This is a genomic window from Gordonia sp. NPDC127522, from assembly GCF_042672305.1.
Classification (GTDB): domain Bacteria; phylum Actinomycetota; class Actinomycetes; order Mycobacteriales; family Mycobacteriaceae; genus Gordonia; species Gordonia hongkongensis.
This window is the reverse complement of sequence record NZ_JBHXVK010000001.1, coordinates 736,243-753,182: the sequence shown is the minus strand read 5'-3', so window position 1 is coordinate 753,182 and position 16,940 is coordinate 736,243. Positions and strand designations below refer to the sequence as shown.

Annotated in this window: 15 protein-coding genes; 6 read left to right on the top strand and 9 right to left on the bottom strand. The window is 67.8% G+C overall.

Annotated elements, in window-relative coordinates; all coding sequences use genetic code 11:
• Window positions 1–103: 103 nt before the first annotated feature.
• A complete protein-coding gene (locus ACFVHY_RS03420) occupies window positions 104–1,087 on the bottom strand; it encodes an LLM class F420-dependent oxidoreductase (RefSeq protein ID WP_390268353.1) in 984 nt (327 codons plus the stop codon).
• A 74-nt stretch (window positions 1,088–1,161) separates the two neighbouring features.
• Between ACFVHY_RS03420 and ACFVHY_RS03415 the strand changes: the two genes are divergently transcribed.
• From ACFVHY_RS03415 to ACFVHY_RS03405, 3 genes are read left to right on the top strand one after another with little or no spacing between them, the layout of a single operon-like run.
• The gene (locus tag ACFVHY_RS03415; RefSeq protein ID WP_058251656.1) at window positions 1,162–1,743 is read left to right on the top strand and encodes a TetR/AcrR family transcriptional regulator; all 582 of its coding nucleotides are present in this window, start codon (window positions 1,162–1,164) and stop codon (window positions 1,741–1,743) included.
• On the top strand, window positions 1,736–3,322 hold the full coding sequence (locus ACFVHY_RS03410) for a flavin-containing monooxygenase (RefSeq protein WP_390268350.1): 1,587 nt from the start codon (window positions 1,736–1,738) through the stop codon (window positions 3,320–3,322). Before ACFVHY_RS03415 ends, ACFVHY_RS03410 begins: the two co-directional genes overlap by 8 nt.
• Window positions 3,319–5,037, top strand: a complete 1,719-nt coding sequence (locus ACFVHY_RS03405) for a GMC family oxidoreductase N-terminal domain-containing protein (RefSeq protein ID WP_390268347.1) — start codon at window positions 3,319–3,321, stop codon at window positions 5,035–5,037. Before ACFVHY_RS03410 ends, ACFVHY_RS03405 begins: the two co-directional genes overlap by 4 nt.
• Before the next feature lie 244 nt (window positions 5,038–5,281).
• Here the strand turns inward: ACFVHY_RS03405 and ACFVHY_RS03400 are convergent, their stop codons facing one another.
• On the bottom strand, window positions 5,282–5,911 hold the full coding sequence (locus ACFVHY_RS03400; protein ID WP_390268344.1) for an alpha-ketoglutarate-dependent dioxygenase AlkB: 630 nt from the start codon (window positions 5,909–5,911) through the stop codon (window positions 5,282–5,284).
• Window positions 5,912–5,952: 41 nt separating this feature from the next.
• Window positions 5,953–6,237, bottom strand: coding sequence for a GIY-YIG nuclease family protein (locus tag ACFVHY_RS03395; RefSeq protein ID WP_390268341.1), 285 nt, complete (start codon window positions 6,235–6,237; stop codon window positions 5,953–5,955).
• A gap of 153 nt (window positions 6,238–6,390) precedes the next feature.
• On the opposite strand from ACFVHY_RS03395, the gene ACFVHY_RS03390 reads away from it, so the two are divergent.
• Together ACFVHY_RS03390 and ACFVHY_RS03385 are read left to right on the top strand one after the other, a co-directional pair.
• The gene (locus ACFVHY_RS03390; protein ID WP_390268338.1) at window positions 6,391–7,776 is read left to right on the top strand and encodes an IS256 family transposase; all 1,386 of its coding nucleotides are present in this window, start codon (window positions 6,391–6,393) and stop codon (window positions 7,774–7,776) included.
• 312 nt (window positions 7,777–8,088) lie between these two features.
• Window positions 8,089–8,607: a hypothetical protein gene (locus ACFVHY_RS03385; RefSeq protein ID WP_259936702.1), complete on the top strand. Its 519-nt coding sequence runs from the start codon at window positions 8,089–8,091 to the stop codon at window positions 8,605–8,607.
• 5 nt (window positions 8,608–8,612) lie between these two features.
• Here ACFVHY_RS03385 and ACFVHY_RS03380 read toward each other — a convergent pair whose 3' ends face one another.
• The 6 genes from ACFVHY_RS03380 to ACFVHY_RS03355 all read right to left on the bottom strand — a co-directional run bounded on the left by ACFVHY_RS03380 (window position 8,613) and on the right by ACFVHY_RS03355 (window position 13,641).
• Window positions 8,613–8,930 (bottom strand): hypothetical protein, encoded by a 318-nt coding sequence (locus ACFVHY_RS03380; RefSeq protein ID WP_390268335.1) that lies wholly within the window; start codon window positions 8,928–8,930, stop codon window positions 8,613–8,615.
• 19 nt (window positions 8,931–8,949) lie between these two features.
• Complete coding sequence (locus ACFVHY_RS03375; protein WP_390268332.1) at window positions 8,950–9,288, bottom strand: hypothetical protein; 339 nt, start codon at window positions 9,286–9,288, stop codon at window positions 8,950–8,952.
• A 91-nt stretch (window positions 9,289–9,379) separates the two neighbouring features.
• Window positions 9,380–10,270, bottom strand: a complete 891-nt coding sequence (locus ACFVHY_RS03370) for an oxidoreductase (protein WP_390268329.1) — start codon at window positions 10,268–10,270, stop codon at window positions 9,380–9,382.
• Window positions 10,271–10,390: 120 nt separating this feature from the next.
• The gene (locus tag ACFVHY_RS03365; protein WP_390268326.1) at window positions 10,391–12,106 is read right to left on the bottom strand and encodes an adenylate/guanylate cyclase domain-containing protein; all 1,716 of its coding nucleotides are present in this window, start codon (window positions 12,104–12,106) and stop codon (window positions 10,391–10,393) included.
• Between the two features lie 162 nt (window positions 12,107–12,268).
• Window positions 12,269–12,820, bottom strand: coding sequence for a YceI family protein (locus ACFVHY_RS03360; protein ID WP_390268323.1), 552 nt, complete (start codon window positions 12,818–12,820; stop codon window positions 12,269–12,271).
• 125 nt (window positions 12,821–12,945) lie between these two features.
• The gene (locus tag ACFVHY_RS03355) at window positions 12,946–13,641 is read right to left on the bottom strand and encodes a hypothetical protein (protein ID WP_390268320.1); all 696 of its coding nucleotides are present in this window, start codon (window positions 13,639–13,641) and stop codon (window positions 12,946–12,948) included.
• A 74-nt stretch (window positions 13,642–13,715) separates the two neighbouring features.
• On the opposite strand from ACFVHY_RS03355, the gene ACFVHY_RS03350 reads away from it, so the two are divergent.
• Window positions 13,716–16,940: a BTAD domain-containing putative transcriptional regulator gene (locus ACFVHY_RS03350; RefSeq protein ID WP_390268317.1), complete on the top strand. Its 3,225-nt coding sequence runs from the start codon at window positions 13,716–13,718 to the stop codon at window positions 16,938–16,940.

The window sequence follows — 16,940 nt, the reverse complement described above, 5'->3', positions numbered from 1 at the left end:
GAAGGAGCGCGTCGAGGTCGAGGCGCCGAGTCGAAGCCACTTGGTGACCTCGACAAGCTCGGCCAGCGGAAGGAGGCTCGGCCAGCGGGCGGGGCAGTGCGGCTCAGCGCAACGCCGGGATCACCCGCTCTTCGAACATCTCGAGGTCCTCGCGATCGACGGCGATGTTCGGGAAGTAGCAGATCCCATAAGACATTCCGGCGTCGGCGAGCCCGCGAAGGTTCTCGGCGACCTGTTCGGGCGTCCCGACCGCGGGCATCCCCCGGAACGCGCCCAAACTACCGGACGCCGCGTCGGGCCCGACGATCTTGCTCAACCGCGCCTCGAGGTCGGTGAGCTTGCGCTCCACGTCGGCCTCGGTCTCGCCGAGCATCACGTTGTAATTGGCCGAGCGGGTGATCGACTCGAAGTCGCGTCCGAGGTCGGCGCAATGTTGTTGCAGGACCGACGATTTGTGCGCGAACCCGTCCGGCGTGCCGTCGAAGTTGGTGTAGTCGGCGTACTTCGCCGCGATCCGCAGCGTCTTCTTCTCCCCGCCGCCGGCGATCCATAGTGGCAGCTGCCCAGCCGTGGGCTGCGGGGCGCAGATGGCGTCGTCGACGGTGTAGTGCTTGCCGTCGAGCGTCGCCCGTCCGGTCTCCCAGGCCTGCTTCATGATCTGCACGCCCTCGTCGAGCCGCGCCAGCCGCTCCCCCGCCGCCGGGAATCCGTAACCGTATGCACGCCATTCGTGTTCGTACCAGCCGCCACCGATGCCCATCTGGACGCGACCGCCGGAGATCAGGTCGGCGGTGGCGGCGACCTTGGCGAGGTACATCGGGTTGCGGTAGCTCATCGCGGTGCACATCTGCCCGATGTCGACCCGGCTGGTGGTCGCGGCGAGTGCTGCGACGAGCGTCCACGCCTCGTGTGTGGCCTCGTCGGTCGGCAGCGGGACGGTGTGGAAGTGGTCGTACACCCAGATCGAGTCCCAGCCGCCCGACTCGGCGCGGTCGGCGACCGACGACATCACCCCCCACTGGTCCGCGGGTTCCACACCCACGAGATCGAGACGCCAGCCCTGGGGAATGAAGAGTCCGAATCGCATGCGGTCCAACTTACGCGCCGCGATCCATGAGAAACTTACAAGCAGTCCGGACTGTTTGTGCTATCGTCGCTGATGTGACCGAGCCCACCCGAGCCCCACGTCGTCGTACGCAGGCCGAACGCACCGCGACCACCCGTGCGCTCATCCTCGACGCGGCCGTCGACGCCCTCGTCGACGTCGGCTACGCAGCCACCACCACGCAGGAGGTGAACCGCCGCGCCGGCATCTCGCGCGGGGCGCTTCTGCATCACTTCCCCACCCGGGAATCACTGGTGGTCGCCGCTGTCGGGCACCTCGTCGAACGTCGACTGGCAGAGATCCTGTCGCGGCCCCGCACGGGCGACGAGGGACTCGAGATCCTCGTCGAGGCTTTCAGCGGCCCGCTGTTCGACGCCGCTCTCGAGTTGTGGGTCGCCGCCCGCTGCGACGTCGGGCTACGAACCGCAATCATCCCGCTCGAACAACAGGTCTCCGACGCCCTCGCCGTCGGTTGTGCCGAGTTGTTCGGCGACCGATACACCGCCGCGGAACTCGAACTCTCCATCGAACTCGCACGCGGACTCGCGGTGTCGCGCATCCTGCGCTCGCCCGACGCCGACCGCGCGCTGCTCGACCGACTCCTGCCCGTATGGAAGGAACTCCTGTCTCATGACTGAACTCAGTCCGACTCTCCCGCAGCAGAACACGCTGCCCCGGCGCGTCGACGTCCTCGTCGTCGGCGTCGGATTCGGCGGCCTCGCCGCCCTGCATCGTCTGCGAAAGGACCATCCGCAGCTGCAGACCCTGGCAATCGAGCGCGGCGACGGCGCGGGTGGCGTCTGGCGCGAGAACGACTACCCGGGCGCGGCCTGCGACGTCCCGACGTCGCTGTACTCGCTGTCGTTCGCGCCGAACCCGGAGTGGTCGCACACCTACGGGCGTCGCGACGAGATCCATCGGTATCTACGCTCGGTCGCAGTCGATTTCGCCGATCAGATCCGATACAACTGTGCGCTGACGTCGGCGCGCTGGGACGGTGGCACGCAGGAGTGGGTCGTCGACACCACCGACGGTGAGATCCGGTGCCGCTACCTGGTCGCGGCGCCCGGTGCGCTGTCCGAACCCGGCCTGCCGACCGTCCCCGGCGCCGACGAGTTCACCGGCACGATGTTCCACTCCGCCGACTGGGACCATTCCCACGACCTGCACGGTCGACGCGTCGCGATCGTCGGCACCGGCGCGTCGGCGATCCAGATCGTGCCCGAGATCGTGGACGAGGTCGGGCATCTCACGGTCTTCCAGCGCACCCCCGCCTGGGTCGTCCCGCGTCTGGACCGCAACATCGGCACCCTCGAACGCGCGCTCTATCGTCGGGTTCCCGGCATCCACCGACTGGTCCGGCGGATGGTGTGGACCTATCGCGAGGCCTACGTCCTCATGATGGCCCGCAACCCCAAGCTGCTGCCGATCGCGAAGACCATCGCGCTGGCCCAGCTGCGTGTCCAGGTCCGCGACCGCGCGTTGCGTCGTCGGCTCACCCCCGACTACACCATCGGCTGCAAGCGGATGTTGTTGACCAACAAGTGGTTCCCCGCCCTCCAGCATGACAACGCGACCGTCACCGGCGCGATCACCCGCCTCACCGCACGCGGCGCCGTCGACGACCAGGGTCGCGAGCACGAGGTCGACACGGTCGTCTTCGCGACCGGGTTCACCCCCACCGAGCCGCCCATCGCGTCGGCGATCACCGGGCGCGACGGCCGCACGCTGGCCCAGGCGTGGAGGGGTTCACCGCGCGCCTACCGCGGGGTCGAGGTCCACGGCTTCCCCAATCTGTTCTTCCTGTACGGCCCCAACACGAATCTCGGTCACAGCTCGATCGTGCTGATGCTGGAGCCGCAGGCGTACTACATGAGCAAGGCCCTCGCCGAACTCTCGCGTAGCGGCCGGTCGACCTTCGAGGTCACCGAGGATGCACAGGACCGCTACAACTCCGAACTCGATCCCGAACTCGAACGCACCGTCTGGAATTCGGGTGGCTGCTCGAGCTGGTACCTCGACTCCACCGGTCGCAACTCGGTGATGTGGCCGAAGTTCACGAGCGACTTCCGCCGGATGATGTCGTCCTTCGAACCCACCGACCACCGCTTCGACGCCGCGATCCCCGCCGCACCCGTCGACCAGGCCGTCACCACCGGATCAGACACTGCATCCGACGCCACCGAATCCGACACCGAGAGGACCGTCGCACCGTGAGTTCCACCCCTGACCATTACGACGCCATCGTCATCGGCTCCGGTTTCGGCGGATCGGTTGCGGCCCTGCGACTCACCGAGAAGGGCTACCGCGTCGCGGTCGTCGAGTCCGGTCGGCGTTTCTCCGACGGCGACCTGCCCAAGACGAGCTGGCGCCTCAAGGACTACGTCTGGGCACCCGCGCTCGGATTGTTCGGGGTGCAGCGCATGCACCTGCTGCGCGACGTGCTCGTGATGGCCGGTGCGGGCGTCGGCGGTGGTTCGCTGAACTACGCGAACACCCTGTACCGTCCGCTGCCCGCGTTCTTCGACGACCCGCATTGGGGGTCGATCACCGACTGGGCGTCCGAGCTCGACCCGTATTACGACCAGGCCTCACGCATGCTCGGCGTGACCACGTATCCGAAGGTGACGCCCGCCGACCGCGTGATCCGCAAGGTCGCCGAGGAGATGGGCGTCGGCGACACCTTCGTCCACACCCCGGTCGGCGTGTTCTTCGGCGAGGCGGGCAAGACGGTCGACGACCCGTTCTTCGGCGGCGCCGGCCCGGCACGCACCGGGTGCACCGACTGCGGCGCCTGCATGACGGGATGTCCGGTGGGAGCGAAGAACACGCTCGTCAAGAACTACCTCTACCTGGCCGAACAGGCCGGTGCCGAGATCATCCCGATGACGACCGTGGACACCGTCCGGCCGCGTTCCGGCGACGGGTACGTCGTGGAGTCGCACCGGTCGGGCCGACGCTGGTCGCGCCGTGGGCGCCGCACCTTCACCGCCGATCACGTGGTGTTCGCCGCCGGGACGTACGGCACCAACAAGCTGCTGCTGGACATGCAGCAGGGCGGCCACCTGCCCGGGCTGTCGTCGCGCCTGGGCAAGGTGGTCCGCACCAACTCCGAGGCGGTCCTGGCCGCGACCGCACGCGATCTCGACATCGACTACACCGAGGGTGTCGCGATCACGTCGTCGTTCCACCCCAACGACCACACACACATCGAACCCGTGCGATATGGCAAGGGCAGCAACCTCATCGGCATGTTGCAGGCCATTCTCGTCGACGGTGGCGGTCCGCTGCCGCGACTGCTGCAGGCGCTGATCGAGATGGTCCGTCACCCGGTGATCACGCTGCGCGGCCTTTCGGTACGACGCTGGTCGGAGCGCACCATCATCGCACTCGTCATGCAGACCGCCGACAACTCGCTCGAGTTGTTCTCCCGCCGAGGTCGTTTCGGCCCGATGCTGCGCAGCCGGCAGGGCGAGGGCGATCCCCCGCCGACGTGGATTCCGGAGGGGCACGAGGCGGTGCGCGCCGTCGCACGCGAGATCGACGGCGACGCCGGCGGTTCCATCGTCGACCTACTGAACATCCCGATGACCGCGCACTTCCTAGGTGGTTGCTCGATCGGACGGTCGGCGGCCGACGGCGTGGTGGACCCGTACCACCGGGTGTTCAACCACCCGGGGCTGCACGTGGTCGACGGTGCGACCGTCTCGGCCAACCTCGGCGTCAACCCGTCGCTGACCATCACCGCGCAGGCCGAACGCGCCCTGGCGATGTGGCCCAATGCCGGCGAGGCCGACCCGCGTCCCGAGCTCGGTGCGTCGTACCGGCCCGTCGAGCCGGTGGAGCCCCACCGCCCGACGGTCCCCGCCCACGCGCCCGGCGCGCTGCGCCTCCCGATCACGCCGGTCTCCGACGCCACTCGCGCCGGCTGACCCCCACCCCCGCGGGTTGAGCCGGCACCGTGCGAAGCCGCCGGGCCGAGCAAGCGACGAAGGAGCGCGTCGAGGTCGAGGCGCCGAGTCGAAGCCATTCGGCGAGCAGAGCCCACCCCCGCTGGTTGAGCCGGCACCGAGCGAAGCGAGGCGCCGAGTCGAAGCCACCTGGCGACCGATCATGCGAGGTGACCTCAACGCACGCGGCGTCCGCGCCGCGCCCGGTCGGTGTTGATCGGCCAGATCACCACACTCCGGGCGGCCTCAGTTGAATGCTGATACGGGCACCGACGCCGCGCACCTTGGGCACGGCGTGCTCCCAGGTGCGCTGACAACTGCCACCCATGACGAGTAGGTCGCCCGACGACAGGGTGAACTTCAGAGACCGACCGCCACCGCGGGGTCTGAGCATGAGTGGCCGAGGTGAACCGAGCGAGATGATGGCGACCATCGTGTCGTGTGTGGACGCCCGACCGATGCGGTCGCCGTGCCACGCAACCGAGTCGTTGCCGTCGCGGTACAGGCTGATCCCGGCGGTCGCGAAACCCTCGGGCAGTTCGTCGCGGTAGTGCTCGGTCAGTGCGGCGCGTGCGCCGGTGATGATCGGGTCGGGGAATCGGTCATCGGCCTGGTAGATCGAGACGAGCCGCGGGACCTCGACCACCCGCTCGTACATTCGACGACGCTCGGCCCGCCAGGGGACGCATTCGCGGAGGCGGTCGAAGAGCTCGTCGGCACCGCTGATCCAACCGGGACACAGATCGACCCACGCCCCCTCGGTCAGCGGACGGCGCGAGATCGATGTCGACAGGTCGCCGAGCGTCGGCTCCGCTGCCTGCTCGGAGAACAAGGAGCCTTGGGTGCCGAGAAACATGGATTCAGGCTACACCTAGATCGCACGTGTGTTCGAGTACATTATCCGGGATCTGTGCGCGACACTTCCGGAAGCAGGTCGAACCGTCCTTCGACGAGGGCGGACCGTTTCGCGCGAGACCAACCGTGGAGACGGCGCTCGGCCGCGTAAGCCTCGCCGATGTTGGGAAACTTCTGCTGGAATACGAGCCGGACGGGACGACGAGGACGCGTGTAGCGCGAGCCGTTTCCGGTCTGGTGCTGGTCGACTCGATGCTCGACGTTCCGAGTACTCCCGACGTACAGCGTGCCGTCGGAGCATTCGAGGATGTAGAGAAAGCCACTCATGGTGTGACTGTCGAGGATTGCTGCGACAAATCGGTCGTGGTCTCCACAGCCAGCGGATCGTGGCGAGTCTGTCCACAGGGTCGTTGGCAGGTTCCGCGGGGGGGTGTCAGATGGTCTGTGTAAGTCCAGTGCTCATCAGTGAGAGGACAATCTATGAGCATGGCGTTAGACGATAAGCAGCACGACGACGGTCAGCAGCTGCCTGAGTTGGCTGAGCCGCGTTCGACCGCGGAGGTGGCCGAGGCGCTGGAGGCCTCGGGCATGGTCGATGAGTTGTTGGCCCAGATCGATACCGGCCAGGTCCAGATCACCGGCGACGGCGGCCTGATCCCGGGTCTGATCAAACTCGCCCTCGAACGCGGCCTGAAGGCCGAGCTGACCGATCACCTCGGCTATGCCAAGGGCGATCCGGCCGGTCGGCAACTGCCCAACGCCCGCAACGGGTCGAGCCCGAAAACGGTGGACTCCGCGGCCGGGCCGGTCGAGTTGAACGTTCCTCGTGACCGTGAGGGCACGTTCACCCCACGCTTGGTACCGAAGGGTTCCCGCCGGCTCGGCGGCCTCGATGACATGATCATCTCGCTGTATGCCGGCGGCATGACGTTGCGCGACATTCAGCATCATCTGGCCTCGACGATCGGCACCGATCTGTCGCATGAGACGATCTCGAAGATCTGCGACGAGGTCCTCGACGCGGTCGATGAATGGCAGAACCGGCCGCTGGAGGCCTTGTATCCCGTCATCTACCTCGACGCCCTGGTGGTGAAGGTCAAAGACGGTGGTCATGTCCGAAACAGACACGCCCACATCGCTATTGGTATCGACATGGCCGGCGTCAAGCATGTGCTGGGCATCTGGATACAAGCCGAGGAAGGCGCGAAGTTCTGGGCCGGGGTGTGTGCGAATCTGGCCAACCGCGGCGTCAAGGACGTGCTCATCGTGTGCTGCGACGGGTTGACCGGGTTCCCCGAAGCGATCGAGGCGACCTGGCCATTGGCCACGGTGCAAACGTGTGTGGTGCATCTGATTCGCAACTCGATGCGGTTCGTGAACTACAAGGACCGCAAAGACGTCGCGCGGGCGATCAAACCGATCTACACCGCCCCCGACGCCGAGACCGCCCGCCGCGAATGGGAAGCCTTCCGAGACTCGGAACTGGGGACCAAATATCCGAGTGCCGCAGCAGCTTTCGATCGAGCGTGGGACCGGTTCATTCCGTTCTTGGCGTTCCCGCCCGAGCTCCGCAAAGTCATCTACACCACCAACTCGATCGAGTCGCTGAACTACCAGCTCCGCAAGGTCATCAAGAACCGGGGACACTTCCCCAACGATCTCGCGGCGCGCAAACTGCTGTGGCTGGCGATCTGCGACATCGAGGACAAACGTGCCCGGCAACGCGAGAAGGAACGCGGCAAGCCCGCCGCCACGCGCAGAGCCCCCGGCAGGCTCGTCGAGGGCCAAGTCGTGACGAACTGGAAACAGGCCCTCGGGCAACTAGCCCTGGCCTACCCCGACCGCATCGAACCCCACCTCAACTAGACCCAACCAGCAACCACACGAAACCCAGGAGTCACGTTCTTACACAGACATCTTGACAAGCTCTTCCGCGGATCGGTTCGCCAAGTGGCTTCGACACGGCGCCTCGCTCCGCTCGGAGCCGGCTCAACCAGCAGGGGCGGTCACCAAGTGGCTTCGACACGGCGCCTCGACCTCGACGCGCTCCTTCGTCGCTTGCTCGGCCCGGCGGCTCCGCTCGGGGCCGGCTCAACCAGCGGGGGCAGTTGTCTACGCACACGCCGATCCTCGTGCTTTAATCATTTCGTTATAAACCGTGAGGACCGAGAGAAGTCGATGAAGCGCACCCGTATCGCCGCCGCCCTGCTCGCCACCGCCGCACTGGCACTGCCCGTCGCACCGGCGACCGCCAGCCCGCTCGACACACTCTTCGGAAGCGCGAGCGGCAGTCTCGACTCCGGCAGCGCCGCGCTCGGCTCGTCCGGCGGCGACAAGGTCACGCACTACGGCAAGCTCGGCCGCCCCGGCGCACCGAACGGCATCAAGTCGATCAACGTCTGGGTGTACACACCGAACAACACCGCGGCCGTCGTGCCCAACACCTATCCGAAGAACTCGCGTCTGGGTGTGCGCTGGAACTCGATCATCGACGCCGGGCCGATCGTCGACGGCAACGAGTGCCGTATGGAGGTCCGCCTGTCCGGACCCAAGGTCCCCAAGCAGGCCTCGCTGTTCAAGACCCAGGACTGCACCGCGGTGAAGTCCTACTTCTTCAAGGGCGCAGGCGATTTCACGATCCGCGTCACCGACACCATCTCGGGCGCGTCGAACAGCATCGCGTTCAGCGTGCAGTAGTCGCCTCAGCGCACCCCGACAAAGACCTGGATGGGGAGAATGCACTCCCCCGCTCTCGTGGGCGCCCCGATGGTCACGACCGACAGTTGGCCAGGGCTTCTCCAGGGCCCGTACGCACCGAAGGTCGTGGCGGCGAGCGACGGAACGATGCAGCCCGCCTCCACCCGGTGCTCACCGGTACCACCACTGCAGTACGACGCCGAGACGACGATCGCCGACCCCGCGACGCAACCGGTGGGTTCAGCCGACGCGGGCGCAGCGGAGATAGTCGCCAGCGCAGCGCCCCCTGCGCACATCGCGCAGGTGATCACGGTGCGCGCCATGACGGTCCGAAACGTTACGTCATCGCACCTGGGGGAGCGCGAGTACGGGAAGAAGGCAGTTCCCGCCCAGGTTCGTCGGCGCGCCGATAGTGACGACCGACAACTGCCCCGGCGCACGCCACGGACCATGGGCCGTGCCGAGCGTCGCGTAGAGAGTCGAATCCAGGCATCCCCCCTGCACCCGATGCTCCCCGGTGCCGCCGCTGCAGTACGACGCGGCGACGACGACGGCCGCCCCGGCGACGCAGCCGGTCGGCTCGGCCGATGCTGGGGCGGCGGACACCGCCGACAGGGCGGCGCCGCCGGCGCACAGAGCGCCGGCGACCACGATTCGCAACGAACACTTGGAAAGAGTCATGCCGGAAACTTAAGGCATGCAGCGTCCGAAGTTCTCTATCTCGAACATCATTCGTCCGATCATGGGAACGGACGAGGCGGTGACTCCGCCCTCAGCCAGCGGCCCCGACGTCGAACTTCTCTCCCGTGAGCCGCTCCGATTCCTCCCAGAGCGCGGTCCGGAACTCGGCGTCGTCGGCGGCCTTCTTGTAACCGCTGCGTCCGGGGGCGCCCCGCATCCCGAAGAACTGCGTCGGCCCGTAGAACGTCCCGGATTTCGCATCCGGCAGGGTCGCCGCGTACAGCTGGGGCAGCGCCCCGTCGGCCGCCGGCTGGGCGATCGGCAGCTTGTTGCCCAGTTTCGCGAAAAAGTCGGAGAAGTTCTCGCTCCTGCCCTGCAATTCCGTTGAGGCGTAACCCGGATGGGCGATCAACGACTTCTTCGACGACCCGGCCGCCGCCAGCCGCGCGGCGAGCTCCTTGCCGAACATGAGGTTGGCCATCTTGGAGTCGCCGTAGGCCCGCCAGCGCCGGTAGCGGCGTTGTTCCCAGTTCAGGTCGTCGAGCTGGATGTCGCCGATCTGGTGCATCGTCGACGACACGGTGACCACCCGTTCGGTGATCTTCGGCAGCAGCAGCGCCGTGAGAGCGAAATGCCCGAGATGATTGGTGCCGATCTGCATCTCGAAACCGTCGGTGGTGCGTCGGAACGGGACCGCCATCAGTCCCGCGTTGTTGATCAGCACGTCGGCGCCGGTCACCCCGGCGGCGAAGGCGCGCACGGATTCGAGGTCGGCGAGGTCCAGTTTGGCGACGGTCGCCTTCGGCCCCAGCTCCGACGCCACGGCATCGGCCTTGGCAGTGTTGCGGCACGCCAGCACCACCTCGGCACCGGCGCGGACGAGCACCTTCGCGGTCTGATACCCGAGTCCGCTGTTGGCACCGGTCACCACGAACGTCCGGCCCGTCTGGTCCGTCACGTCCGCTGTCGTCCAACCACTCATCGCGACCCCCTGAGATGCGTCGTCATGCCCGGCAACCTAACCGGGACCGTGCGGCCCACGCTATTGACGCATAGGGACGGCGTCAACGATTCATCTCTTCCGCCGAGCGCAGCGAAGGCTTCACCCGCCGAAGAATGTGGTCAGCCGCAACGGGTTGGCGCCGACGATCCGACGTGCGGGCCGTAGCAATTCCGCGATGAGGTTGGTCGACGTCCCCAACCGCTCGACGAGTTCGATCGGCGCATAAAAGGCGGTGGGCTCGGAGCGGCCGCGCATGATCCGCGTGCCGAGCAGCTTCCACTCCTGCGCTTCCTCGCCGGCGGCGTCGATCGCCGCGCCGCTGGCCAGAGCCGGGATGCGTCCGGTCTTGGCCATGTCGGACAGTCGAGCGCACTCGTTGACCGGGTCGCCGATGACGGTGTACTCGTAGCGTCGTTCGGCGCCGATGTTGCCGGCGAACGCCTCGCCGTAGGAAACGCCGATCCCCCAACGGATGTCGAGGCTGCTGGCCAGCCGATCGGCGAGGTCGCGGGCGGCGCCGAGCGCGGCGCCCGCGGGGTCGTCGATCTCGACGGGCGCACCGAAGACGGCGAGCGCGGCGTCGCCCTCGAATTTGTTGACGAAGCCGGAATGTTGATCGACGACGTCGGCGACGATGCTGAAGAAGGCATTGAGCAGGGCTGCGGTGTCGTCGGGACTACGCTGCTGCGCCAGCCCCGTCGATCCGACGATGTCGACGAACAGGACGCCGACGCGGGTATTGGTGCCGTGCATGCCGACACCGTCGGAGATCGCGAGCTCGGCCACGGTGTCGCCGACGTGTCGCGCGAATATCTCACGCATGCGGTCCCGTTCGGCGAGACCCTCGACCATCCTGTTGAAACCGTGTTGCAGCACACCGAGTTCCGAGGAGTCGTAAACGGGCACGCGAGCCTTGTAGTCGCCGTGGTCCACGCGGTGCACCGCCCGGCGCATCTCCGTCAGCGGATCGGTGATCGCCTGCCCCACAAGCGCGATGACACGGGCTCCGGATGCGAGGCCCACCAGGCAGAGGATCACGGTCGTCCAGTCGACCGCGCCGTAGACATCGGGCAGCAGACCGGTCCAGCGCCCCGCGTTGACCGTCAACAAACCGACCATCGGCACCGCCGAGCTCACCGCCCACACGGCCAGCATCCGCACGCGCACACCGTTCATGACGTGGTTCGTGGGGAAGTCCTCGAGGACGACGACGGCCAGGGGGCGGGCGGCGCGTTCGGCGAACAGATAGGTGAGACAGGCACTCGACATACCGGCCAGCGCGAAGGCCACGGCGACGCCCGCCACGGTCGCGGTCGTGAGCTCTTCGGCGATGAACACGTAGAACAGCGCCGCCGCGCTCCAGGAGACGACCGTGACTCCGAGCTGCACGATCGGTATCCGCTGTACGGCGCGTCGACGGGCATGGTCGGCGGGTTGGCAGCTGATGAACCAGCGCAGCTGGGGCCGGACCGCCAGCATCCCCAGCAGCAGATTCGTGAGGATGCCGACGATGATCGCACCCACGACCACGGGAAAATTCGGCGCGCCCAGCGTCTCGTCGAAGGTGAGTTGGCCACCGTTGAAGGCGAGCTGGACGAGCAAGAAGGTCTCGACGCCGATCACCGTATTGCTGGCGATCACGGCGGTCATCGCGGTGACGGTGGCGTGCAGGGCGATCTTGCTGCGCATGGGCGGGCCGATCCGGGCCCATCCCCGGGGGCTCGGAACCGTCGAGGTACCCCACAAGAAACCCGCGGTGCGTCGACGCAGACGTGTCCACGGCACACCACGACGGGTCCGGCGTGGTCGTCCCATCGGCTTCTCCTGCCTGACGGCGTTCCCCGAAGCCTACCCAAGGGAGAGCCGACCATCCCCCGCTGGTTGAGCCGCCACGCGGACGCGAAGCGGCCACGCGGCGTGTCGAAACCACAAATGGACCGGCACCTCACGATGCCGGTCCATCGAGGATCGTGCGGATCAGGCCTGCAGGGCCTCGATCTCGAGCGTGATGGTGATCTTGTCGCCGACGACGACGCCACCGCCCTCGAGCGGCATCTCGATGTCGATGCCGAAGTCCTTGCGGTTGATGACGACCTTCGCCTCGAAGCCGGCGACGGCGCCCTGGCCCATGCCGGGGTTGGTGCCCTCGAACTCGAGCTCGAGCGTGACGGGCTTGGTGACGCCCTTGAGGGTGAAGTCGCCGTCGAGCAGGTAGTCGTCGCCGTTCTGGCGGACGCCGGTGGAGACGAAGGTGGCCTTCGGGTACTTCTCGGCGTCGAAGAAGTCAGCGGACTTGATGTGGCCGTCGCGCTGCTCGTTGCGGGTGTTGATCGAGGTGACGTCGATCTCGGCCTGGACGGCGGGGGCGCCGTTCTCGTCGACGGTGATGGTGCCGGAGAAGGTGTCGAAGCTGCCGCGGACCTTGCTGACCATGAGGTGCTTCACGGAGAAGTTCACCGCGGAGTGCACGGTGTCGATGGTCCAGGTGCCGGCGGGGATGGGTGCCTTGACGGTGGTGGCGGAGGTCATGTCGTGGTCCTTCCAGAAATTTTCGGTTCGGGTCTCGATCGATGGCTGGTGGGCCTTCGCGACCCATCACCAGACACTAACCGGACCGCGGTCCGATTTCATCCCCACCGGCGTTGTGATCTACATCACCGGCGAACCATCAGTGCGCCGATCGCGGCGATGGCGATTCCACGCGGCGCCTCGTAGATGAATCCCGAGATCCCGGCGACCGCGGGAATCGGCAGCATGAAACCGACCATGCCGACGACGGTGAGGATGCCGACCCAGAGCGGGACAGCCCGGTTGCGGATGAGGCTGGCGCCGAACATCCCCATACCGACCAGCATCACGAGCCCGCCGACCGTGTTGAGTAGCTCGAAAGCGGTGGTGCCCAGCATCGAGTCGTCGGCGGCGATGAGCGCGGCCTTGTCCGGGTCATTCGCGAACGGGTACGCGACGAACAGCTCGACGATGAGGTGCCCGGTCGCGGTGACGAGATTGCCGACCGCGTAGGCGACGAGGCCGATCAGCCCGGCGATCCCGATCCGGGGTGCCAGCCACGCGTACATCCCGGGCAGGCCGAGCAGCAGCAGCGTCGTGCCGACGGCGAGCAGGATCTGCGCCCACGGTGAGCCCACCGCTTGCAGCGCCTCCACGGAGTGGGCCTCGCCGTCGACGATGGGATGCAACGTCCCGCCGGCGATGCAGGCGACTCCGCCGAGGGTCAGGGCCCCGCCGCTGAGACGGCGTAGGACCGGCCAGCTCGGGCTGCGGAACGGGCCGGGTGTGTCGCCATCCGACGCGTCGTGGTTCTGGTTCTGGGTGTGTGCAGTGGTTGTCATGACGGCAACGCTGACAACCCGCGCTGGTGTTAGCCTTGTGCGCGACTGGTGCGACCCGACGAACGGCGCGTGAGTTGGCTTCTGAACCACATCTGGCGATCCGGGTCCTGGGTCCACTGTCGGTCACCGCTGCCGACGGGTCGCCGATCCCGATGACAGCCCGCAAGCACGCCGAGCTTCTTGCCATCCTCGCCGCGGAACGGACCGCGTGCTCGCCTGAGCGGGTGACCGAGCTCCTGTGGCGTGGTCGTCCACCGGCGTCGGCGGCGAGCACGCTGCACGGGTACGTGTCCCGGCTTCGACGCTCGCTGGCCCCGACCGGCGTCGTCCGCATCGACACCGTCCCCGCGGGATACCTACTGCACTGCGACGGCGCAGTCACCGACCTCGATCTGCTGGACCAGTTCGGCCAGGAGGGATTGCAGCTCGTCCGGTCTGATCCCCGGGCCGGCGCAGAGGTGTTGTGCCGAGCGCTCGAACTATGGCGGGGCGAACCGCTTCCGGAGATCGCCGACATCGCCGACATCGCACCCGAACTCGTCCGGCTCGCGGAGATACGTGCCGAGTTCACCGAGACCGCAGCCGACGCGCTGCGCACGGTCGGCGAGTACCGTCGCTCGGTCGCGTTGCTGACGCCGCTGTGTCAACGGGACCCCTACCGCGAGGGCGCCGCGCGGACCCTCGCTCGTGCGCTGCACGACGACGGACGCACGGTCGACGCCCTCGGCGTACTGCGCCGACTCCGGCAGGCCCTCCGTGACGACCTGGGTCTCGATCCGCATCCCGACACGGTCGCGCTTGAAGACGACCTGCTCGACCCGTCTCCCGCGGTCTCGCCGCTCTCCGCCACCTCCGCCACCTCCGCCACGCCGCAGCCGGTACGTGAACCCATCGGCCGAGTCGCCGAACACGCAGTGCTCGAACAGGTCTGGCAAACCGGCGCGGACCGTCCCGCGGGTGTGGTCCTCATCGGCCCGTCGGGCATCGGGAAGACCGCGCTGGTCGAGCACCTCATCGCACGGCACAGTGCCGCGGCCCGCCGTTTCATCGGCCGACCCGGCCCGCCCGGACCGACGTTCGGCGGCCTCGAAGAACTCTTCGGCGAGTCCCCGGTCTCCGTACCGACGACGCGAATCGTCGTCGACCTCACCGCCCGCATCTGGTCCGACGTCGCCGAGCACGGGCGATCGGTGTTACTCGTCGACGACGCCCAGTGGCTCGACGCCGACTCGGCTCTTGTGCTGGGACGCGTGCTTGCAGGTATCGGGCAGGCACCGATGACGGTCCTGGTCACCTGCCGCGACCCCGACGCCGAGCCCGTCGAGATCCTCCGGTCGACACTGAACCGGCACGGGCCGGTCGCCGAGGTGCGTCTGACCGAACTCGGCTCCGACGACATGCGCGCGCTGATCGTTCGGCGTCTCGAGCAGCTCGGTGACACGGGCCGGGTCGACGCTGACGCGCTGGTCGCACAGTCATTCGGCAATCCCGCTGTGGCGCAACAACTGTGCGCCATCGCCAGGACCGGGGCGCCGCCGGACCGGGACCATCCCGCCCGATCGATGTACTCGACGCGATTCGACGATCTCTCCCCTGGCGCCCGTGCGATCGTCACGGCCGTGACGATCGCGGGCGGCGATCTCCCCGACGATGTGTTCACCGAGGTGGCCCGCACCCTCGGTCAGGGCGTGGCCGACGAGGCAGTCCGCAGCGGGCTGATCAGCCCCCTGAGGAGCGAGCTTGCGAGCGTCACCACCAGCCCCCTGAGGAGCGAGCTTGCGAGCGTCACGAAGGGTCTCGCCGACAACTTCTCGCGCGAGCAACGGATCGAGGCGCACGCGCGGCTCGCCGCTGCGTTCGAAGCGGTGCGTCCCGACGATCTCGAGTCGGCGGCCGCGCACCGCGTCGAGTGCGCCGTCGACGAGGACTCGACCGCCGTCGCCGCTCGCACATGCATCGGGGCGGCTCACCGCGCGCTCACGGCAACGGCCGATCATCGTGCGCTCGACCTGGCACGACGTGGGCTCGGTCTGCCCGGACTCGACCCCCACTCGACCGTCGAATTGCGTCGGATCGCCGGCACCGCCGCGCTGCGCATCGGGGAGTTCGATTCGGCTGCGGACTCTTTCGAATCGGCGGCGACCGTGAGTCGGCTGACGCGGGATTGGCCCGCACTCGCCGAGACCGCACTGCTGTCGGCACCGAACGGGGTCGCGGGCTACTGGTCCGGTTACGGCGTCGTCCAGGCCGACCATGCCGCACTCGCCCGCGAGGCACTGACGCACGGCGAGGCCCTGGACCCCGAAGTGGTTGCGCGCCTTCATGCGTCGGAGGCAGCCCGGTTGACCGTCCTCGGCTTGCCGGGCGCCGACGACCATCTCGGTGCCGCACGGGTCGTCCACCACAGCGGTGCCGTGGATTTCGAGATCGCCCTCGCCGAGTTCCTCGTCCGGTGGGTTCCCGACCGTCTGGCAGATCGACGCAAGATCGCGCGGGAGCTGTACGAACTGTCGGCAGGCGACCTCCACAAACGCGCCACCGCGCTGCATCTGCAACGCGTCTGCGCGTTGGAGGCGGGTGATCTGCGTCTGGCGCGACGCCTGTCCACCGAGTTCACCCGGCTCGCCGGACGTATCGGCGGCACCGATGTGGAGACCATGCAGTTGTGGTGGCAGGTGATGATCGCGCTGTTGCGTGGCGACTACGACACCAGCGCAGCACTGACCGAGAGGTTCGCCGCGACGGTCGGCGGGCTGTCCGACCGTGCGCGACTTCTCGTCGAGTCGTCGATGGCGACCAGCGCGTCGATCGCCGCGTGGCACCGCGGCGAGCTCGCCTCGGCGTTGCCGCCGTTCGATGCGCTCGCGGAAGAGGTGGACGAGGATTTCACCCTGGTGATCGCACTGGGCGCCGCCGAGAGCGGCGACCTCGACCGTGCCCTCGAGCTCGCGACGGAGCTGACCGCGGACGCCGACCAGTGGGCCGGTTCGCGCGTGGTGGCGCGCGTTCCACTGCTCGTCGAGACGCTCTACGCGGTCTCACGCGATCCCCGTCACCGCGACGCCGCGGGTGAGATCTGCCGCCGCATCGAGCCGTTCACCGCCGACTGGTCGTCGGGCCTGGTGGTGCAATGGCCCGGACTCGTGTGTCTGGGACCCGCGACGCTGTATCGCGGAACCGCGCGCGAGGTCGTCGGGCTGGATGGAACCGCCGACCTGCAGGATGCCGTCCGCCTGGCCCGCGACACCGGCGCCCGGCCCTACGTGCGTCGGGCCGAGCAGCGACTCGTCACCGGCTGA